The sequence below is a fragment of the Nonomuraea sp. NPDC048901 genome (assembly GCF_040649695.1).
Classification (GTDB): Bacteria; Actinomycetota; Actinomycetes; order Streptosporangiales; family Streptosporangiaceae; genus Nonomuraea.
On record NZ_JBEZFW010000001.1, the window covers coordinates 113058 to 131742 of the forward strand.

General features: G+C 67.8%; 20 protein-coding genes. 7 read left to right on the plus strand and 13 right to left on the minus strand.

From position 1 onward, the window contains the following. Positions 1 to 53 precede the first annotated feature (53 nt). Complete coding sequence (locus tag AB0C30_RS00620; protein WP_357938111.1) at positions 54 to 1355, plus strand: MATE family efflux transporter; 1302 nt, start codon at positions 54 to 56, stop codon at positions 1353 to 1355. A gap of 62 nt (positions 1356 to 1417) precedes the next feature. Further along, complete coding sequence (locus AB0C30_RS00625; RefSeq protein ID WP_357939716.1) at positions 1418 to 2899, plus strand: amino acid permease; 1482 nt, start codon at positions 1418 to 1420, stop codon at positions 2897 to 2899. A 389-nt stretch (positions 2900 to 3288) separates the two neighbouring features. On the opposite strand, the gene AB0C30_RS00630 is transcribed toward AB0C30_RS00625, so the two are convergent. From AB0C30_RS00630 to rpsF, 7 genes are all read right to left on the minus strand, one after another. Continuing rightward, entirely contained in the window at positions 3289 to 4032 is a 744-nt protein-coding gene (locus tag AB0C30_RS00630) for an amino acid ABC transporter ATP-binding protein (RefSeq protein WP_357938113.1), read from the minus strand. After that, entirely contained in the window at positions 4029 to 4892 is an 864-nt protein-coding gene (locus tag AB0C30_RS00635) for an amino acid ABC transporter permease (protein WP_357938115.1), read from the minus strand. The genes AB0C30_RS00630 and AB0C30_RS00635 overlap by 4 nt, the downstream gene beginning before the upstream one ends. An 11-nt stretch (positions 4893 to 4903) precedes the next feature. Then, positions 4904 to 5770, minus strand: coding sequence for an ABC transporter substrate-binding protein (locus tag AB0C30_RS00640; RefSeq protein ID WP_357938117.1), 867 nt, complete (start codon positions 5768 to 5770; stop codon positions 4904 to 4906). Positions 5771 to 5924: 154 nt separating this feature from the next. Then, positions 5925 to 6371, minus strand: a complete 447-nt coding sequence (gene rplI / locus AB0C30_RS00645) for a 50S ribosomal protein L9 (protein ID WP_225300946.1) — start codon at positions 6369 to 6371, stop codon at positions 5925 to 5927. Positions 6372 to 6386: 15 nt separating this feature from the next. Next, a complete protein-coding gene (gene rpsR, locus AB0C30_RS00650) occupies positions 6387 to 6623 on the minus strand; it encodes a 30S ribosomal protein S18 (RefSeq protein WP_020543048.1) in 237 nt (78 codons plus the stop codon). A 62-nt stretch (positions 6624 to 6685) separates the two neighbouring features. Further along, positions 6686 to 7255: a single-stranded DNA-binding protein gene (locus tag AB0C30_RS00655; protein ID WP_357938119.1), complete on the minus strand. Its 570-nt coding sequence runs from the start codon at positions 7253 to 7255 to the stop codon at positions 6686 to 6688. A gap of 87 nt (positions 7256 to 7342) precedes the next feature. Next, positions 7343 to 7633, minus strand: a complete 291-nt coding sequence (rpsF, locus tag AB0C30_RS00660; RefSeq protein ID WP_026214314.1) for a 30S ribosomal protein S6 — start codon at positions 7631 to 7633, stop codon at positions 7343 to 7345. Between the two features lie 177 nt (positions 7634 to 7810). On the opposite strand from rpsF, the gene AB0C30_RS00665 reads away from it, so the two are divergent. Next, a complete protein-coding gene (locus tag AB0C30_RS00665; RefSeq protein ID WP_357938121.1) occupies positions 7811 to 8137 on the plus strand; it encodes a hypothetical protein in 327 nt (108 codons plus the stop codon). Between the two features lie 54 nt (positions 8138 to 8191). Here AB0C30_RS00665 and AB0C30_RS00670 read toward each other — a convergent pair whose 3' ends face one another. After that, positions 8192 to 8371 carry a hypothetical protein gene (locus AB0C30_RS00670; RefSeq protein WP_225300943.1) on the minus strand — a complete coding sequence of 60 codons (180 nt, stop codon included), beginning with the start codon at positions 8369 to 8371 and terminating at the stop codon, positions 8192 to 8194. Between the two features lie 72 nt (positions 8372 to 8443). On the opposite strand from AB0C30_RS00670, the gene AB0C30_RS00675 reads away from it, so the two are divergent. After that, positions 8444 to 9187 (plus strand): deoxyribonuclease IV, encoded by a 744-nt coding sequence (locus tag AB0C30_RS00675; RefSeq protein WP_357938123.1) that lies wholly within the window; start codon positions 8444 to 8446, stop codon positions 9185 to 9187. Between the two features lie 63 nt (positions 9188 to 9250). Here AB0C30_RS00675 and AB0C30_RS00680 read toward each other — a convergent pair whose 3' ends face one another. From AB0C30_RS00680 to AB0C30_RS00695, 4 genes are all read right to left on the minus strand, one after another. Beyond that, a complete protein-coding gene (locus tag AB0C30_RS00680; protein ID WP_357938125.1) occupies positions 9251 to 10315 on the minus strand; it encodes a mannosyltransferase family protein in 1065 nt (354 codons plus the stop codon). A 2-nt stretch (positions 10316 to 10317) separates the two neighbouring features. Further along, a complete protein-coding gene (locus tag AB0C30_RS00685) occupies positions 10318 to 11637 on the minus strand; it encodes a glycosyltransferase 87 family protein (RefSeq protein WP_357938127.1) in 1320 nt (439 codons plus the stop codon). Next, positions 11634 to 14129 carry a transglycosylase domain-containing protein gene (locus tag AB0C30_RS00690; protein WP_357938129.1) on the minus strand — a complete coding sequence of 832 codons (2496 nt, stop codon included), beginning with the start codon at positions 14127 to 14129 and terminating at the stop codon, positions 11634 to 11636. Before AB0C30_RS00690 ends, AB0C30_RS00685 begins: the two co-directional genes overlap by 4 nt. 300 nt (positions 14130 to 14429) lie before the next feature. Continuing rightward, positions 14430 to 14816, minus strand: a complete 387-nt coding sequence (locus tag AB0C30_RS00695; protein ID WP_357938131.1) for a DUF5318 family protein — start codon at positions 14814 to 14816, stop codon at positions 14430 to 14432. Positions 14817 to 14949: 133 nt separating this feature from the next. Here AB0C30_RS00695 and AB0C30_RS00700 point away from each other — a divergent pair, with 133 nt between their 5' ends. Next, the gene (locus AB0C30_RS00700) at positions 14950 to 15531 is read left to right on the plus strand and encodes a PadR family transcriptional regulator (protein WP_357655325.1); all 582 of its coding nucleotides are present in this window, start codon (positions 14950 to 14952) and stop codon (positions 15529 to 15531) included. A 13-nt stretch (positions 15532 to 15544) separates the two neighbouring features. After that, positions 15545 to 16624: an inositol-3-phosphate synthase gene (locus AB0C30_RS00705; RefSeq protein ID WP_357938133.1), complete on the plus strand. Its 1080-nt coding sequence runs from the start codon at positions 15545 to 15547 to the stop codon at positions 16622 to 16624. Between the two features lie 55 nt (positions 16625 to 16679). Here the strand turns inward: AB0C30_RS00705 and idi are convergent, their stop codons facing one another. Continuing rightward, positions 16680 to 17276, minus strand: a complete 597-nt coding sequence (gene idi, locus AB0C30_RS00710) for an isopentenyl-diphosphate Delta-isomerase (RefSeq protein ID WP_357939718.1) — start codon at positions 17274 to 17276, stop codon at positions 16680 to 16682. A 97-nt stretch (positions 17277 to 17373) separates the two neighbouring features. Between idi and AB0C30_RS00715 the strand changes: the two genes are divergently transcribed. Further along, positions 17374 to 18663, plus strand: coding sequence for an MFS transporter (locus AB0C30_RS00715; protein ID WP_357938134.1), 1290 nt, complete (start codon positions 17374 to 17376; stop codon positions 18661 to 18663). Positions 18664 to 18685: the final 22 nt, after the last annotated feature.

Below are 18685 nucleotides of genomic sequence, written 5' to 3' on the forward strand. Positions count from 1 at the left end.
TGTGGAGGAAAGAAAGTTGGCCCGACACGCCGGGTAATGGCCATAATGGGTAAATGCCCATTACGTCGCAGGACAGGGAGATTCTGCGCCTGGCCGTGCCCGCGTTCGGCGCGCTGGTCGCCGAACCGCTCTTCCTGCTCGCCGACTATGCCATCGTGGGGCACGGGCTGGGCACCACCGCCCTGGGTGCCCTCGGCGTCGCCGGCACGATCCTGGCCACGGTGGTGAACCTCTGTGTCTTCCTCGCGTACGGCACGACGGCGTCCGTGGCCCGCCAGACCGGTGCGGGCCATCATGCCAGGGCGATGCGCAGCGGCGTGGACGGCATCTGGCTCGCGCTGGCCATCGGCGCCGCTCTCATCGCGGTCTGCTGGCCGCTCGCCCCGACGATCGTCGGGCTGTTCGGGGCGGTCCTGGAGCAGGCCGGGCAGGCTACGACGTACCTGCGCATCTCGCTGCTCGGCGCGCCCGGCATGCTGGTCGTGCTGGCCGGGACGGGCGTGCTGCGCGGCCTGCAGGACACGGTCACGCCGCTGGCCGTCGCGGTGGGCTCGTTCGCGCTCAACGCGGGGCTGAACGCGTGGTTCGTGCTCGGACTGCGCTGGGGCATCGCGGGCTCGGCCTGGGGCACCGTGCTGGCTCAGACGCTGGGTGCGGCCGTCTACCTCGTCGTGGTGGCCAGGGGCGCGCTGCGGCTCGGCATATCGCTCACGCCTCACCTGGCGGGCGTCAAGCAGGCGGGTACGGCCGGCTTCGCGCTGCTCATCAGGACCCTCTGCCTGCGCGTCGTGCTGATCGCGGCGACCGTGGTGGCCACCAGGATGGGCCAGGCCCAGCTGGCCGCGTACGCCATCGCCACCCAGGTCTGGACCCTGCTGGCCTTCGCCCTGGACGCCATCGCCATAGCCGGCCAGGCCATCACCGGCCGTACGCTCGGCGCCGGCGACGTGGCCGCCACCAGGGCCGCGACCCGGCGCATGGTGCGATGGGGTCTCTGGTCGGGGTTCGCGCTCGGCGTGCTCGTCGTCGCGGCCAGGCCGCTGCTGCCCGGCCTGTTCGACGCCGATCCACAGGTGACCGAGCAGCTGCTGGCCGTGCTCTGGCCGGTGGCGCTGTTCCAGCCGGTGTGTGGCGTGGTGTTCGTGCTCGACGGGGTACTGATCGGCGCGGGTGACCAGCGCTACCTCGCGTGGGCGGCCCTGTGGACGACGCTCGCGTACCTGCCGTGTGCCTTTCTCGCCTCGGGATTCGGCATCGTCGCACTCTGGTGCGCGCTCGGGGTGTGGATGATCGCACGTTTGATCACGCTGGGACAGCGGGCGCTCGGTACGGCATGGCTGGTGACCGGGGCGTAATCGTCCCGTGCTTGCTGTTACGCGTGTGGTGCGGCACTGTGGGCGGGTTCCCTGAGCGGGGTGTGCCTTTGTCGACAATCCTCCGGCGGCTGCCGCCCGACGCGGCGACCGGGTTACGCACAGGCGCGCGCCACAGCCTCGCTGAGCTATACCGGCCCGCCGATCTGGTCGTGCTCGGGCTCGGTGTGATGATCGGCGCGGGCATCTTCAGCATCGCCGGGCAGCAGGCCGCGACCATGGCCGGCCCCGGAGTGATCCTTTCGTTCATGATCGCTGGGATCGCCTGCCTGCTGGCCTGCCTGTGTTACGCCGAGCTGTCGTCCACGATGCCGACCTCGGGCAGCGCCTACACCTTCACCTACGTAATCTTCGGCGAGGTATGGGCGTGGATCATCGGCTGGGCGCTGATCCTGGAGCTGGAGCTGGCCGTCGCCGTGGTGGCCAGGGCCTGGGCGCTGATCACCGTCCGGGCGATCACCGGGTTCGGGGTGCGCCTGCCGTACCAGAACGTGGTCGAGGACGTGTTCGTCCTGTTCATCCTGGTGGTGCTGACGAGCGTCGTGGCGCTCAACGCGCGGGTCGGGCTGCGGGCACTGTGGGTGATGGTGGCGGCCAAGCTGCTGGCCATCGGGGCGGTCATCGTCGTCGGGGCGCGGTACGTCAAAGTGGCCAACTTCGGCGACCTCTACACCGAACCGAAGCCCCTGACCACCCCGGCGGCGACCGTGCTCGACATCATCGTGGGGCAGAGTCACGCGTTCGGCTGGTTCGGGGTGTTCGCGGCGGCGTCGGCCATCGCGTTCGCGTACATCGGCTTCGACGTCGTCGCCACCGCCGCCGAGGAGACCGTGAACGCCTCCAGGGCCATCCCCAAGGGCATGATCCGCAGCCTGGTGATCGCCACGGTCATCTACCTCGCGGTGGCCGTCGTCATGGTCGGCATGATCCCCTACACCGGCATCTCCCCCGACTCGCCGCTGTCCAGCGCGTTCCGCGTGGTGGGCGTCGACTGGATGGCGCATGTCATTGACATCGGCGCGGTGCTCGGGCTGACCACGGTCATCCTGGTGCTGATCGTGGGGCAGACGCGCGTACTGTTCTCGATCGCCCGCGACGGCCTGATACCGCGCCGTCTGGCCACGATCAGCCGCAAATATCACACCCCCACGCGGGTCACGCTGCTCATCGGAGTGATCGCGATCCTGCTGGCCGAGCTCGTGCCGGTGTTCACGCTGCAGCAGCTGGTGGTGATCGGGACGCTGTTCGCGTTCATGTTCGTCGCGGCGGGCGTGATCGTCATGCGGCGCCGGATGCCGCACCTCGACCGCGGCTTCCGCGTCCCGCTCTCGCCGCTGCTGCCCGCGCTGTCCCTGGTGGCGACGCTCTGGCTGATGGTGAATCTGCAGGTGCTCACCTGGGCGTGGTTCGCCCTGTGGATGGCTTTCGGGCTGCTTGTCTACCTTGTGTACGGTCGGCGCCACAGCCTGCTGGCCCAGCCTGAGCTGCCTCCCCTGAACCATGCCAGAGGGCGCCATCGGCGTTAAGCCCGGGTGGTTTGTCACGACCGTCTCAATCTCTGTGACGGTCTGTGGTGGCTGGTGTCCTTCGGGAGGGATACTCCCTCCGGGGGACGAATGAAATCGGTCCGTCGTGGCTGAGGTCCCCAGGAAGGGACCCCCTCCGGGGGAGCGGGAGGAAGACGGTCCGTCGTGGCGGGGCCCCTAGAAAGGGGCACCTCCTCGGGAGGCGGACGAAAACGGGTCGTCGTGGTTGAGGCTCCGAGGAAGGGCTCCGGGGGCGGACAGAACGGTCCGCCGTGGCTGAGGTCCTTAGAAGGGAGCCCCTTCGGGAGAAGCGGTCCGTTGTGGTCGGGGTCCCAGGAAGGGACCCCCTTCGGGGAGCGGATACTCGCCCGACGTTCGTGGACGCCGCGTTAGAGCCGCCCGGAGTCCAGCACGGCTCGCAGGAAGTCTCTCGTACGGGCGTGCTCCGGATCGGTGAGGATCATCTCCGGTGGGCCCTTCTCCAGCATGACCCCGCCGTCCAGGAAGCACACCGTGTCGGAGATGTCGCGGCAGAAGCCCATCTCGTGCGTCGCCAGGATCATCGTCATGCCCGAGTCCTTGAGCTCCCTGACGACCTGGAGCACCTCCACGACCAGCACCGGGTCGAGCGCCGAGGTGACCTCGTCGAGCAGCATCAGCCGTGGCTTGGTGGCCAGCGCGCGGACGATGGCCACCCGCTGCTGCTGGCCGCCGGAGAGCTGGTCGGGGTAGGAGCGGGCCTTGTCCGCCAGCCCGAACCTGGCCAGCAGCTCGCCCGCCTGCTCCTCCGCCTCGGCCTTGGCCACCCCGTGCACCCGCCGGGGCGCGAGTGTGATGTTGTCGAGCACCGTCATGTGCGGGAACAGGTTGAACGCCTGGAACACGATGCCGAGCCGCCTGCGTACGTCGTCGACGTTCGCCCGAGGGTCGGTGATCTCCTGCCCGTCGAGGTGGATGGCGCCGTCGTCGATGGTCTCCAGCAGGTTGACGCAGCGCAGCAGCGTGGACTTGCCCGACCCTGACGCGCCGATCAGGCTGACCACCTCGTGCGGGCGTACCTCCAGGTCGATGCCGCGCAGGACGCTGTGGCCGCGGAAGTTCTTCCACACCCCGTCGATGGTCAGCAGGCTCATCCGCGCCTCCTTCGCGTACGGGCGGCCAGGTGGTCGGTGAAGCGGGCCATCGGGATCGTGAGCAGGATGAACAGCAGCGACGCCACCAGGTAAGGCGTGTAGTTGAACTTGCTGGCCGCGATGATCTGCGCCTGCCTCAGCGCCTCCAGCGGCCCGATGGTGGCCACCAGCGCCGTGTCCTTCTGCAGGGAGATGAAGTCGTTGAGCAGCGGCGGGACGACCCGGCGAGTGGCCTGCGGGAGCACGACGAAGCGCATCGCCTTGGCGTGGCTCAGGCCGAGCGAGCGGGCCGCCGCCACCTGGCTGGGATGGACCGATTCGATGCCCGCCCGGAACACCTCGGCCACGTACGCCCCGTACGAGAGCGTCAGGCCGATGATGCCGAGCGTGGCCAGATCCGTCGGAATGCCCTGCAGCCTGAGCGCGGGCAGCCCGAAGCCGACCAGGTAGATGACCAGGATCGTCGGCACGCCGCGGAAGATGTCGGTGTAGAGCGTGGCCAGCGCCCGGATCGGGAAGAAGGCGGGCGCCGTGACAGTGCGGGCCAGGGCCACCAGCACTCCGACGAGCAGGATCAGCGGCTCCGCGATCAGGAAGATCTTGATGTTGAGCAGGAACCCGGTCAGGACGTCCGGCAGCGCCTTGACGAACCACTCCGGGTTGAAGAACGACTCCCGCACCCGCGGCCAGCCGGGCGAATGGGTGACCACCACCACGGCCAGGACGAGGAAGACGATCGTCGAGGCGCCGGCGATGGACGTCGAGCGTCGGGCCCGCGACCTGCGGACCCGCTCGCGTTCGAGCTGCCGCTCGCTCTTGACCCAGCCCACAGCGCTCTCACTCGCTGAAGGCTCGCTCACGGAAGGCTCGCTCACTTCAGCTCGGGCGCGCCCGCGGCCGCGCTGAGCCACTGCTGCTCGATCTTGGTCAGCTCGCCCTTGGACTTCAGCGCGTCGACGGCCTTGTCGACGCACGGCTTGAGCGCGCTGCCCTTCTCCATGACCAGGCCGAACTCCTCGGGCGTGCCGCCGGTCGAGCTGAACTGGCCGACGATCTTCGACTTCTCGACCTGCGCGGCCGTCACGTAGAAGGCCGTGGGCAGGTCTACGACGATGGCGTCGACCTGCTTGTTCTTCAGCGCGTTGATGGCGTCGATCTGGTCGGTGTAGACGTTGGGCTCGGCACCGGGCTTGATGACCTCCTTGACCGCGTTGAGGGAGGTCGTGCCGACCTGCACGCCTATCTTGGCGTCCTTGAGCTCGGCCAGGCTCTTCGCGCCGGCGAACTTGCCGTCCCCCATGGCCACGACGGCCTGCTTGACCGTGTAGTAGCCGTGGCTGAAGTCGACCGCCTTGGCCCGGTCCGGGGTGATCGAGACCTCGTTGATGTCGAAGTCGAACTGCTTGGCACCCGGTGCGAAGGCCGAGTCGAACTTGACCGTGCTCCACTGCACCTCGGTGCGGTCGAAGCCGAGCTCGCCCGCCACGGCGAACGCGACCGCGCTCTCGAAGCCCTGGCCGTTGCTCGGGTCGTCGTCCTTGAACCACGGCTCGAAGGCGGGCTTGTCGGTGGCGATCGTCAGTTTGCCGGCGTTGACGAGCTTGAGCTGGTCCTTGGTGCACGCGGTGGACGCCGTGGGACTGACCGGGCCGGCGCTCGGCGGGGTGTCGGCGGGGGCGCAGGCGACGGCCGCCGCCGCGAGCACGCCAAGGGCCAGCAGCATCGAGGGTCGGGCCATGGCTGGGGGCCTCCAGGGAAGGGGCGCGGGAAGAACGAGCAAATCCTACGCTGCGGGACAGTGCACTATGTCCCCCACCTGCACCCATACGGCCCTAGAGACAGCGCTGCCCCCTCTCGCGGGCGAGAGGGGGCAGCGGCGGAGCTGAGAGTCGTCAGCCGGCGACGACCTCGACGTCGACCGACGCCGAGACCTCGGGGTGCAGCTTGACGCTGACCTTGTGCGAGCCGACGCTCTTGATCGGGTTGACGATCTCGATGCGGCGGCGGTCGAGGATGGGACCGCCGGCGGCCTTGACGGCCTCGGCGACGTCACCCGTGGTGATCGACCCGAACAGGCGGCCGGAGTCGCCCGCGCGGGTGACCAGGCGGACGCGAAGGGCGCCGAGCTGGCCGGCGACCTCCTTGGCCGTGCCCAGGTCGCGGATCTCGCGAGCGTCACGAGCCTTCTTGATGGACTCGATCTGCTTCTCGGCGCCACGCGTCCAGCGCATGGCGTAGCCGCGCGGGATGAGGAAGTTACGGCCGTAGCCGTCCTTGACCTCGACGATGTCGCCAGGGGTGCCGAGGCCGGAGACCTCGTTGGTGAGGATGAGCTTCATATCGACAGTCCTCCTTTAGCGCGCGGTGCTCGTGTAAGGCAGCAGGGCCACCTCACGGGCGTTCTTGATCGCGGTCGCCACGTCACGCTGGTGCTGGGTGCAGTTGCCCGTCACCCGGCGGGCCCGGATCTTGCCGCGGTCGGAGATGAACTTCCGCAGCAGAGCCGTGTCCTTGTAGTCGACGTAGGAGATCTTGTCGTGGCAGAACAGGCAAACCTTCTTCTTGGGCTTGCGCAGTGCCGGCTTTGCCATCGTGGTGCTCCTTTCAGAGCCCCGCCGTCAAGCGGGAATGGACTCGGGCTGGTGAACTGGAATTAGAAAGGCGGTTCGTCGCTGAAGTCGTTGCCGCCGCCGCCGAAGCCGCCGGAGCCGCCCTGCTGACCGCCGCCCTGGTAGCCGCCACCGCCACCGCCGCCGCCGAAACCGCCGCCGCCCTGGGGCGGGGCGGGCGACGCGGAGGCCCACGGGTCGTCGGCCGGGCTGCCACCGAAGCCGCCGCCACCGCCGCCACCCTGACGGGTGGTGCGGTTGACCTTGGCCGTGGCGTTACGCAGAGACGGGCCGACCTCGTCGACCTCGACCTCGTAGACCGTGCGCTTCTCGCCTTCCTTGGTCTCGTAAGACCGCTGCTTGAGCCGCCCCTGCACGATGACCCGCATGCCGCGCTGGAGGCTCTCGGCGGCGTTCTCCGCCGCCTGCCGCCACACGTTGCAGGTCAGGAAGAGGCTTTCGCCGTCTTTCCACTCGTTGGTCTGGCGGTCCATGAACCGCGGAGTGGACGCGATGCGGAATCGAGCCACGGCTTGACCCGTGGGGGTGAAGCGCAGCTCCGGATCGTCGACAAGATTGCCGACGATGGTGATTACGGTGTCGCCTGCTGCCATGGCTTGCGCTCGCCTTCCTGCACGCCTTCGCTTTGGTTACGGCTCAGAGTACGGCTGCCGCCCGACAAAAAGCCGGGCAACGGCTGCTTAGTGCACGTCGGGGCGGAGAACCTTGGTGCGCAGGATGCCCTCGTTGAGGTTCATCTGCCGGTCGAGCTCCTTGACCGTCGCGGGCTCCGCGGACAGGTCGATGACGGCGTAGATGCCTTCCGACTTCTTGTCGATGTCGTAGGCGAGACGGCGACGGCCCCAGACGTCGACCTTCTCCACAGTGCCGCCGTCGTTGCGGACGACGGTGAGGAACTGGTCGAGGGACGGCGCCACAGTGCGCTCATCGAGCGAAGGGTCCAGAATGACCATTACTTCGTAACGACGCATGCGGGACTCCAACCTCCTCTGGACTTTTGCGGTCACGACACTCTGCCGTGACAGGAGGACGCTGACGTCAGGACCCGGACACCCCTTTCGGCGTCTCAGGCTGATGGATCACCCATCACAACGCAGCTTGACCAGGTTACCAGCCGCTCGCGGATGGGAAGGACCTGTAGGAAACCCATGGGGGTGACATTAGTGCCGCACATCCTGCAACCTCCGGAGACCCAGCGGTTCAGACTCACGCTCAACAGCGACGGGGCGCCGCACCCGATCGAGAACGTCCTGGCCGTCGCCACGCTCGTGTGCGGGCTGGTGGCCTTCATCTCGACGTTCTTCGTCGCCGCCCACCCGATCTCCGCGTGGTTCGGCACGCTCGGATTCGGGATGGGGCTCTACTCGCAGTACGTCTCGGTGACCACGCCCCAGCGCTCGCTGAACATCATCGGCCTGGTGGCGTCGTTCGTCGGCGTCGCGCTCGGCATCGCGCACGGCGGATTCCTGCCCTGAGCGGCTGATGCCATGCGAAACGGTCCCGGCATGGCCGGGACCGTTCGCCTGAGGTCATTTACCAATATGCAGATCCACGCCGAGCAGCACCAGGAACCACAGGAAGACCGCGAGGAGCGCCTCGGCGATGTTCCGGAGGATCCCCGGGGTGATGTAGTGGTAGACCCAGGCCACATAGATGCCGATAAGAACCCAAATTAAGAAGATCAGTGAGCGCCAGCGCCAGCGCGTCATATCGTTCTCCTCGCGTAGGGGGCGCCTGGCGACTTCCCTGAGCCCTCTGCTCCAAACGGATAAGCTCGTGACATGGTGCGCATCGGAGCTCACGTAGGTCAGGACGACCCAGCCGCCCACGCGGCCGCGATCGGGGCCGAGGTGGTGCAGTTCTTCCTGGGCGATCCACAGGGCTACAAGAAGCCCGTGCTGCCGGCCGAGCCGGTCGAGGGCGTCGACATCTACATCCACGCGCCCTACCTGATCAACGTCGCCACCACCAACAATCGCATCAGGATCCCCAGCCGCAAGCTGCTCGCCCAGCACCTGGAGGCGGCGGCCGGGCTCGGCGCCAAGGGCCTGATCGTGCACGGCGGCCACCTCAACAAGAACGAGGACCCGCAGATCGGGTTCGACAACTGGCGCAAGGTGTTCGAGCGCATGGAGTGCCCGATCCCGGTGCTGATCGAGAACACCGCGGGCGGCGACAACGCGATAGCCCGCAGGCTCGACCGCATCGCCCGGCTCTGGGACGCCCTCGACGGCTTCGACGTGGGCTTCTGCCTCGACACCTGCCATGCGCACGCGGGCGGTGAGGAGCTCCTCGACCTGGTCGACCGGGTCAAGGCGATCACCGGCCGCATCGACCTGGTGCACTGCAACGACTCGCGCGACGAGTTCGACTCCGGTGCCGACCGGCACGCCAACCTGGGCAACGGGAAGATCGACCCCGAGCTCATCCTGGCGGTCTGCCGCGCGGCCGCCGCGCCCATCGTGGTGGAGACGCCCGGCGATGGTCAGGCCGACGACATCGCGTTCCTGAGGAAGAACCTCTAGCGAATACACACAGCCTGTGGATAACTTCCCTGGATTACCGAGTCCCGAAAGTGGGTATGGAGATCATCCTGCCCAGGCGCCGCTCAGGAAGCGGACCACGTCGAGCAGCATGAGCGGCCCCGCCACCAGGGCGTACACCACCATCACCCATGGATACCGGGCCACCAGCCGGCCGAACGCCACCCACAGCGGGAACCACAGCAACAGCGAACGCGGGATCGACAGGTAGTACGCGGAGGTCATGAGCGCCCCCGCCTGTAACCCCGTGTAGACCAGCTCGCTCCACCGGCGCATGACCAGCAGCCAGACGAGCGCGGCCACGGCCACCACCGCACCGGCCAGCTCCATGCGGAAGGCGATCGCGAAGTCACCCACGCCCATGGCCGACTGCCACGTGGTGCTCCACGCCTGCCACGGCCACACCATCTGCCGTCCCCACCCGGCCTCCTGGGCGTGCTTCCAGGCGAGCCAATCTCCCGAGCGGCTGTAGTGGAAGAAGGAGTACGCCACCAGCGGCAGGAAGGGGACGAGCAGCCACGGCGCCCGCCGGATGGGCTGCCTGCTGGTGAGGAACTCCACGATCAGCGCGACCGCCAGGAACAGCCCGGTGATGCGTACACAGGAGGCGCCCGCGGCCAGGGCGGCGGCCAGCGGCCAACGACCCTGGCGAGCGGCCAGCCAGGCGGGGATCGCGAACGCCAGGAACAGCGCCTCGCTGTAGCCGGCGACCAGGAAGACGGCCATCGGGAACAGCAGCAGCCCGGCCACCGCGGCCCACCCCGAGCCGCCCTCGAACTCCGTCAGTCTGGCCAGCGCCACCACCGCCACCAGACCGGCGACCAGCGAGACGATCAGCCCGCAGGCCGTCCAGTCCGGCACCACGAGGTGGACCACCCGCATCGCCAGCGGCAGTCCGGGGAAGAACGCGGGCAGCCCGGCGTCCGGCGGCCTGCCGGGATCGCCGTCGTAGCCGTGCTCGGCGATCGTGATGAACAGCCCGGCGTCCCACTTCCGCCACGTGCCCACATAGTCGTGCAGCGCGACCCCGAGCAGGGTCGCCACCAGCAGCCCGCCGCGCGAGGCGAACCAGAGGAGCGTCGCGTCGCGGTCGGCCGAGCGGGTGATCATGGCTAGGCCGGGCGCAGGGTGAACCGGTCCGGCGCGCCGTCGAAGACGCCGCCGGCCTGGTCGTCGATGCCTGTCTGCCGGATGACGTCCTTGTCGGGACGCAGGATGTCACGTACCACGAAGGCCATCATGATGGCGATCGTGAGGACCCGTCCCCATACGGCGGTGAAGTAGGTGTTGTCGCCGATGCCCAGGTCGGGACGGCTGACCGGAGACTGGGAGAGCAGATAGAGCCAGATCGCGCAGAAATACCAGATCTCGGCGACCTGCCAGAGCGCGATCGGCTTCCAGTTGGGCCTGGCCAGCACCGCGAAGGGCACCAGCCACAGGACGAACTGCGGCGACCACACCTTGTTCGTCATCATGAACGCGGCCAGCGCGAGGAAGCAGATCTGCGCCAGTCTCGGCCGGCGCGGCGCCATCAGCGTGAGGGCCGCGATGCCCAGGCACAGCAGGCCCAGCGAGACCATGCCCAGGCGGCTGACGTCGGTGTCACCCAGGATCGGCCAGCCTTTGTTCTGGAAGAACAGCCAGGGCGAGCCCCAGTCGACGCCGCGTTCCTCGGAGAAGACGTAGAAGCGGCGCCAGCCGTCCCAGGCCAGCACCATGAACGGCACGTTGACCACCAGCCATGACCCGGCGGTCGCACCCATCGTGACGAGGAACGGCCGCCATCGCGCGGTGCGCATGGTGAGCAGCAGGAGCGCGCCGACGAACATGATCGGGTAGAACTTCGTCGCGATCGCCAGGCCGAGCAGCACGCCGGCCAGCACCTGCCGCTTCCGGGCCCAGGCCAGCAGCATGCCCATCGACAGCGCGCCCGCGACCAGGTCCCAGTTGATGTAGGCGGCCAGGACGATCGACGGGGCGAGCGCGTACCAGAGCGCGTCCCACCGCCTGGTCGGTCCCGCCACCGCCGCCATCAGCAGCACGCCGGCCACCAGGCAGACGCCGAGCAGGATGACGGTGATGTCGTAGAACCTGACCGCCTGGGCGACCACGTCGCGCTCCAGCCAGCGGGCGATCCAGCTGATCACCTGCATGACCTCGCCGAGGACCACCGGATATTCGACGTGCTTGTCGAACGGCACGTCGGCGAAATAGGGGTTCTGCGTCGCCAGCTGCCGGTCGAAGTAGAGCGGGTAGATATCGGTGTAGCAGAAGTTCGTGTACGTCGAGACCTGGTCGTTCCACCCGCCCGTGCGGCAGGGCAGCCGCACGATGTAGGCGAGCGTGGCCCCCAGGGCCGCGAACAGCCCCAGGGGAAGGTACGGCACGGCCCGGTTCATGAGCGGTGGGCGGACCTCGGTGCTCGACTTCACCAGTCCTCGCGTCTGCTCGGCATCGGACCGGGAACGATGACCGGGTTGGACCCCTGGCTCTGGCGGCCCCGCCCGTCGAAACCGCCGCCGTCGTCCTGCGGCTCGCCGTTCTGGTTGGGGTCGACCGTGATGATCTGGTCGTCGTCGCCGGTGCACGGCGGGACGACGCCGCAGTTGGCGTTGGGGTCCTCGTCCTCAAGGGACGGGTCGTCCTCGGTGGGCGTCGGCGTGGGCGTCGGGCTCGGCACGATGTTCTCCGGCTGCCCGATGTCGGCCCTGGTGGGGAACTGCTCGACCTGCTTGTTCTGGAGTGCGGCGGTCATGAACGCGCGCCAGATCGTGGTGGGCGTGTCCGCACCCTCGAACTGCAGCGTGGTCTCATACGCCTTGGTGTAAGGCTTGTTGACGTTGTACTTCTTGGATGGCGGCTGACCCTTGGGGGTGAGGGGGCAGTTCGAGTTGATGGGCTGGACGACCTTGCCGGTCTTCGTCTTGCACACCTCACGGTACATACCGACCGCCGTAGACAGCTGCGGAGTGTAACCGACGAACCAGGCTTCCTTCTCGTCGTTGTTCGTACCGGTCTTGCCCGCCGCCGGGCGGTTGCCCAGGCCCTTGCCCCTCGCGGTGCCGCTCCGCAGCACCTCCTGCATGGCCACCGTCGCGTCGGCGGCGGCCTCGGGGCTGATCACGTTCTTGGAGGACTTCTGCTCGGGATAGGCGACCTGCCCGTTCAGCTTGATCTCCTTCACCACGTGATATTTGGTGTACTTGCCGGCGTTGGCGAAGATCGAGTATCCGGCCGCCTGCTCCACGGCGGTGACCGGCGCGCTACCGATGGCAAACCCGTAGCCGTGGTCATCGACGTCCTTCTCCATGCGCGTCCGGCTGAACCCGGCCGACTCGACGAGGCTCTTGACGTCGTCGATCCTTTCGGGCAGCGCGTACGCCATCGACACGTAGGCGGTGTTGACGGACTGCGCGGTCGCCTTGACCACGTCGATCGAGGCGCCCACGTTGTGGCTGTTCTTGAAACCGCCGGGCTGCTGCCCCGGCAGTTTCTTCGGCACCGTGACGCTGCCCGGTACGTAGCTGTTGATCGAGTATCCGGCCTTCAGCCATGCGGCCAGCACGTAGGGCTTGAACGCGGAGGCGGCCTGCTTGGCCGAGTCGAAGGGCTCGTTCCACGGGTCCTTGAGGTAGTCAGTGCCTCCGTAGAAGGCCACCACGCGGCCGTTCTTGGGGTCAACGGCGGCGAGACTGGTGTGGAACTCCTTCGACATGTTCTTCGTCGCGTCCTGCACCGCGGTCTTGGCGGCCTGCATGAGCCTCTTGTCGAAGGTGGTGACGATCTCGTAGCCGCTGCTCTTGATGGCGTCCATGGTGATGCCGCGCGCCTCGAGTTCCCGAGTGACCGCCTCGAGCATGTAGCCGTTGAGACCCGCGTAGGCGCTGTCCGTGTTGGACTTCTTGATCTTGGGCCACTCCGCCGTCTTCGCTTCCGCGGCGTATTTGTCCGGCCACTGCTTGGCCATGTAGTCCAGGACGGTCTTCCAGCGGAATTTGAGCGCGGGGTCCTCGGAGCCCCAGCTCGGCGTCTGGATGTGCGCGGCCAGGTAGGCCGCCTCCGACAGGGTGAGGTTCGAGGCATGCTTGCTCTTGCCGAAATACGCCTGGGCTGCCGCCTCGACGCCGTAGGCCCGGCCGAAGTTGACGGTGTTGAGGTAGGTCTTAAGGATGTCCTCTTTGGACTTCGTCTGGTTGAGCTTGACCGCGATGAAGATCTCGCTGACCTTACGCTTGATCGAGACTTCCGAGCTGAGGCCGCCGTAGTAACCGCGGGCCATCTGCTGGGTGATCGTCGAGGCGCCCTGCAACTGCTGACCCGTCGCGGTCATCCACAGCGAGCGGGCCATGCCGGAGATGGAGATGCCGGAGTCCTCGTAGAACGTGTCGTTCTCGATGGCCACCGTGGCGTCCCTGAGCTTCTCGGACATCTGCTCGTACGGGATGATCTTCCGGGGTGTGCCGAGCTTGGCGATGACCTTCTTGCCGTCCGAGAAGTAGACGGTGCTGCCCTGGGCGGTCGCCCCGGCCTGCGTGTCGTTCTCGTCGGGCACCGGGGTGTTGGCGTAGGCCACCGCGATCATGCCGAAGATGCCGGCCGCGAGGACCGTCATCGAGGCCATGACGATCTTCCAGCTGGGGATGAAGCGGCGCCACTTCGGCCGCTCGTCCTTGGGCCGCTCAGGGCCCTCGGGGCCGCCAGGCCCTTGGGGTCCGCCGGAGCCGCGCCCGCGCGCCCGCCTGGGCGCGTCGCTGATCATGGTCTCCTGGTTGCTGCGGGCGCGGGTGTCGTATTCGCCTTCGCCGCGCGAGCGCTCACGGCCGCCCTGGCGCCGCCCAGGCTCGCGCGGCGCGGCCTCGCGCCGACCCGGCTGGCGGGGGCCGGGACTGCCCGGACCCGGCTGTTGGGGGCCTGATTGCGGCATGCCCGGACGCTGGGAGCCCATTTGCTGGGGGCCCGGCTGCTGGGGGTCCGCGTATGGCTGGGCGGCCATCGCGCCGGTCTGCTCGTACGCGGCTTCCGGCCGACGCTGAGGCTGTGCCGCCCCCCAGCCTGCTTCGCCGGTTTGCGGCGAATTGTCTTGGGGCACAGAACGGGATGAGTTGGAGCGACGGCGCCTTCCAGGCCGACCCGTCCCCTCATTGCTGCTGTTACTCACACGTCCTCACAACGTCGTCGGATAGCACGGCGGATGGGCGTGGGGCTCCTCGCCGTCCTCGGTCTTCTACGGTCGCCCGACGCGGTCCGGCGGTCCGTTGCCGAGGACGAACGACACCGTCAGGTGGTTCCAGGAACAACCTTGACAGACCTCGACGGCGTACACCCGGAACTCATCGTAATCATGGGCCATATCGGCGAGTTCCGACGCGACCTTTGCCTCACCGGCATGGCGTCCCGGGGAATCCCCGGAGACGTAGGTCACGTTGGTGACGTTCTCCCCCTCGCACATCGGGCAGAGGTGTTCGGTCGGTTCGCCGAAGTGGCGCGCCGCGCGAAGGAGGTACGACTGTGCGTCACGAATATCCCCAGGCGACGTACACCTGGGGTGCGGGAAGTCGACCACCGCCCGCTTGGCAAGGCCGTAGTCCACCACCTTTCCCTGTGACCACATGAGCGCCAGACTACGGCGTTTTGCTGAATCATCCCAACGCCTTGGCAAAGTCGTTAATTGCGGCGATATAGCGGCGCGACGTATCATCGGGATGTATCGGCTCGATACATCGACGTGAGAGGGGGCGGTTCCAGTGGCCAGCGGGCAGGGCAGAGTGCTGGAGCTGGCCGTGCTCGGGTCGCTGCACGAGACGCCGCTACATGGCTATGAGCTGCGCAAACGGCTCAATGCCTTGCTGGGCATGTTCCGCGCCTTCTCCTACGGGTCGCTCTACCCCTGTCTGCGCTCACTGCTCGAACAGGGCCTCATCGTGGAGGAGCAGCCGGCGCCCGCCGCGATCGTCGGGGGCCGGTCGAAGATCGTCTACAAGCTGACCGCGGAGGGCAAGGAACGGCTCCAGGACCTGCTGACGCAGGCAGGGCCGTCCGCGTGGGAGGACGAGAGTTTCGGCGTCCACTTCGCGTTCTTCAGGCACACGGAGGCGGAGGTGAGACTGCGGATCCTCGAAGGCCGCCGCAGCCGCCTGGAGGAACGCCTCGACAGCGTGCGCACGGCCCTGGCCCGCACCAGGGAGCGCCTCGACAGCTACACGCTCGAACTGCAACGTCACGGGCTCGAATCGGTCGAACGCGAGGTGCGGTGGCTGAACGAGCTGATCGCGACAGAGAGACGGGGCTCCTCTGAGGAGAACCCCGAGAGATCAACTGATGAGTAAGGGAGCGAGTGCGATGGGTTCGGTTCGCGTGGCCATTGTCGGTGTTGGCAACTGCGCGGCGTCACTGGTTCAGGGCGTTCACTATTACAAGGACGCCGACCCGGCCACACGGGTGCCGGGCCTGATGCACGTGAAGTTCGGCGACTATCACGTGGGCGACGTCGAGTTCGTCGCCGCGTTCGACGTCGACGCCAAGAAGGTCGGCCGCGACCTGTCCGAGGCGATCGGCGCCAGCGAGAACAACACGATCAAGTTCGCGGACGTGCCGCCCACCGGGGTGATCGTCCAGCGCGGCCATACCTTCGACGGACTTGGCGAGTACTACCGCGAGATCATCGAAGAGTCCGACGAGTCGCCGGTCGACGTCGTCCAGGTGCTCCGCGAGAGCCAGGTGGACGTCCTGGTGTCCTACCTCCCCGTGGGCTCCGAGGCGGCCGACCGGTTCTACGCCCAGTGCGCGCTGGACGCCAAGGTGGCGTTCGTCAACGCGCTGCCGGTGTTCATCGCCTCCGACCCGGAATGGGCGGAGAAGTTCACCGCGGCCGGCGTGCCGATCGTCGGCGACGACATCAAGTCGCAGGTCGGCGCGACCATCACGCACCGCGTGCTGGCCAAGCTGTTCGAGGACCGCGGGGTCGAGCTGCTGCGCACGTACCAGCTCAACGTCGGCGGCAACATGGACTTCATGAACATGCTGGAGCGCACGCGCCTCCAGTCGAAGAAGATCTCCAAGACGCAGTCGGTCACCTCGCAGATCCCGCACGAGATGGCCAAGGCCGACGTGCACATCGGCCCGTCGGACCACGTGCCGTGGCTCGACGACCGGAAGCTGGCCTTCGTGCGGCTGGAGGGGCGCTCGTTCGGCGACACGCCGCTCACCCTGGAGTACAAGCTGGAGGTGTGGGACTCGCCCAACTCGGCGGGGATCATCATCGACGCCGTGCGCGCCGCCAAGATCGCCCTCGACCGGGGGATCGCGGGACCGATCCTGAGCGCGTCCTCCTACTTCATGAAGTCGCCGCCGGTCCAATACTCGGACGACGACGCGCGCGACTACGTCGAGAAGTTCATCCGCGGCGAAGTGGACAGATAGGTCCGTGGTCCGGCGCCGTGCACTCCGCGCGGCGCCCACAAAGCCCCACAAAATCTCACAAAGCGGTACGGGCAGCGCTTCGGGCGGCCGGAGGCAGCTCCTCCACCGAGGCCGGGCGCCAGTCCAGGGGATTGGTGCCCAGTTCGTTCAGCATGGGGACCTGTTCGCGGCACCACGGGCTGATCGCCAGCAGGGTGCTCAGGACGCCGTCCGCGAACTCCTTCCAGGGCATCCACCGGATTTCGTCAACCTCGTCCGGGTTCGGGATGGCGGAGGCATCGACCGTCACGCGGTAGACGGGGCAGAGCTCGTGTTCGACGATGCCGTTGGGCATGACCGCGCGATAGGTGAACGTCGGCAGCATGAGATCCACCCGGTCCACCGTCAGGCCGAGCTCGTAGGACAGCCTGCGGATGACCGCGTGCTTCAGCGGCTCGCCGGGTAGCGGGTGGCCGCAGCAGCTGTTGGTCCACACGCCCGGCCAGGTCAGTTTGCCCGCGGCGCGCCTGGTCAGCAGGACGCGGCTGTCCTCGTCGAAGACGTAACTGGAGAACGCCAGGTGGAGCGGGGTTTCCTGGCCGTGCACCGAGCTCTTGGGAGCGGTGCCGATCGCGTTGCCGTCGCCGTCGACCAACACCACGTGTTCTTCCATCGTCACGCTACGAAGCGTACGTGATCATGTTGGCCACTGGCGACGAATGACTGCCTGCTGTACCAACCTGTGAATCGGGCGGAAGTAGGCTGACTGCGTGTCATTCGTCGCCGATCTTCGCGTGGTCCTGAAGGGCAGGGACTTCCGACGGCTGTTCGCCACCCGGCTGGTCTCCCAGTTCTCCGACGGGGTCTTCCAGTTCGCCGTGGTCGGGTTCGCCTTCTTCAGCCCGGAGACGCAGACCACGGCTCTGCAGGTGGCGGCCGGGCTGGCCGTGCTGCTGCTGCCGTACAGCATTCTCGGCCCGTTCGTCGGCGTCTTCATCGACCGCTGGTCGCGGCGGCAGATCCTCGTCGTCGCGCCGATCGTGCGCGGCGCGCTGTTGGTCGTGGCGGCGGCGCTGGTCGCCGCCGACGTGCCCGACACGGTCTTCTACGCGGCCGCGCTCGGCGTGCTCGCGGCCAACCGGTTCTTCCTGGCCGCCCTCGGCGCGTCACTGCCGCACGTGGTGCCGGAAGACCGGCTGATGGCCGCCAACGCGGTCACGCCCACCTCGGGCACGGTTTTCACCTTCCTCGGCGCCGGGGTGGGCTTCCTGCTGCGTGAGCTGTTCGGCAGCGGCGACTTCGGCGTGGCGCTGCTGCTGGTCGTCTCGGGCGTGGTCGCCGGGATGAGCGCGCTGATCGCCCGCACCATGGAGCGCTCGCTGCTCGGCCCCTCCTTCGACCCCGAGCGGCCGCAAGCCCGCGAGGCCGTGCGCAACGTGCTCATCGGCCTCGCCGACGGCGCCAAGCACCTGGTGGGCCACCGTACGGCCGCCGCCACTATGGGCGCGATGGCGACACACCGGTTCATGTACGGCATGGCCACCGCGCTCGGCATCATCCTCTACCGCTACTACTTCTCCGGCGGCGACTCCGAGGTGGCGCTGCGTGGGCTCAGCCTGGTCGTGGCCACCTCGGGTGTTGGCTTCTTCCTCGCGGTGATCGTCACTCCGTGGGCCACCGCGCGGTTCACGATCGAGCGGTGGGTACCGATCGCGCTGGTCGTGGCCGGCGTGCTCACGGCGGTGCTGGTCGTGCCGTTCCAGACGTGGAGCCTGCCGATCGCCGGGTTCGTGCTCGGCATCGCCGGGCAGAGCGTCAAGATCTGCGCCGACGTCACGGTCCAGCGCGACGTGGAGGACGCCTACCTGGGCCGGGCCTTCTCGATCTACGACATGCTGTTCAACGGCATGTACGTGCTGGCGGCCGCCCTGTCCGCGGCGATCCTGCCGGCCAACGGCAAGTCCTACGCGGCCGTGGTGATCGTGACGGCCGGTTACCTGGCGGGCGCGCTGATCTACCGGATGATCATCCCGACGCCGCGCGCCACGGCCTCCCGCTGATCATCCGGGGCGCCGCGCCACG

What these genes read in the sequence shown, in the direction of transcription:
- AB0C30_RS00680 (WP_357938125.1), bottom strand. Translation starts at nt 10,315, where the DNA reads ATGATCACCCGCTCGGCCGACCGCGACGCGACGCTCCTCTGGTTCGCC.
- AB0C30_RS00695 (WP_357938131.1), bottom strand. Translation starts at nt 14,816, where the DNA reads ATGTGGTCACAGGGAAAGGTGGTGGACTACGGCCTTGCCAAGCGGGCG.
- rpsF (WP_026214314.1), bottom strand. Translation starts at nt 7,633, where the DNA reads ATGCGTCGTTACGAAGTAATGGTCATTCTGGACCCTTCGCTCGATGAG.
- rplI (WP_225300946.1), bottom strand. Translation starts at nt 6,371, where the DNA reads ATGAAGCTCATCCTCACCAACGAGGTCTCCGGCCTCGGCACCCCTGGC.
- AB0C30_RS00655 (WP_357938119.1), bottom strand. Translation starts at nt 7,255, where the DNA reads ATGGCAGCAGGCGACACCGTAATCACCATCGTCGGCAATCTTGTCGAC.
- AB0C30_RS00630 (WP_357938113.1), bottom strand. Translation starts at nt 4,032, where the DNA reads ATGAGCCTGCTGACCATCGACGGGGTGTGGAAGAACTTCCGCGGCCAC.
- AB0C30_RS00620 (WP_357938111.1), top strand. Translation starts at nt 54, where the DNA reads ATGCCCATTACGTCGCAGGACAGGGAGATTCTGCGCCTGGCCGTGCCC.
- AB0C30_RS00675 (WP_357938123.1), top strand. Translation starts at nt 8,444, where the DNA reads ATGGTGCGCATCGGAGCTCACGTAGGTCAGGACGACCCAGCCGCCCAC.
- AB0C30_RS00670 (WP_225300943.1), bottom strand. Translation starts at nt 8,371, where the DNA reads ATGACGCGCTGGCGCTGGCGCTCACTGATCTTCTTAATTTGGGTTCTT.
- idi (WP_357939718.1), bottom strand. Translation starts at nt 17,276, where the DNA reads ATGGAAGAACACGTGGTGTTGGTCGACGGCGACGGCAACGCGATCGGC.
- AB0C30_RS00665 (WP_357938121.1), top strand. Translation starts at nt 7,811, where the DNA reads ATGGGGGTGACATTAGTGCCGCACATCCTGCAACCTCCGGAGACCCAG.
- AB0C30_RS00690 (WP_357938129.1), bottom strand. Translation starts at nt 14,129, where the DNA reads ATGCCGCAATCAGGCCCCCAACAGCCGGGTCCGGGCAGTCCCGGCCCC.
- rpsR (WP_020543048.1), bottom strand. Translation starts at nt 6,623, where the DNA reads ATGGCAAAGCCGGCACTGCGCAAGCCCAAGAAGAAGGTTTGCCTGTTC.
- AB0C30_RS00705 (WP_357938133.1), top strand. Translation starts at nt 15,545, where the DNA reads ATGGGTTCGGTTCGCGTGGCCATTGTCGGTGTTGGCAACTGCGCGGCG.
- AB0C30_RS00640 (WP_357938117.1), bottom strand. Translation starts at nt 5,770, where the DNA reads ATGGCCCGACCCTCGATGCTGCTGGCCCTTGGCGTGCTCGCGGCGGCG.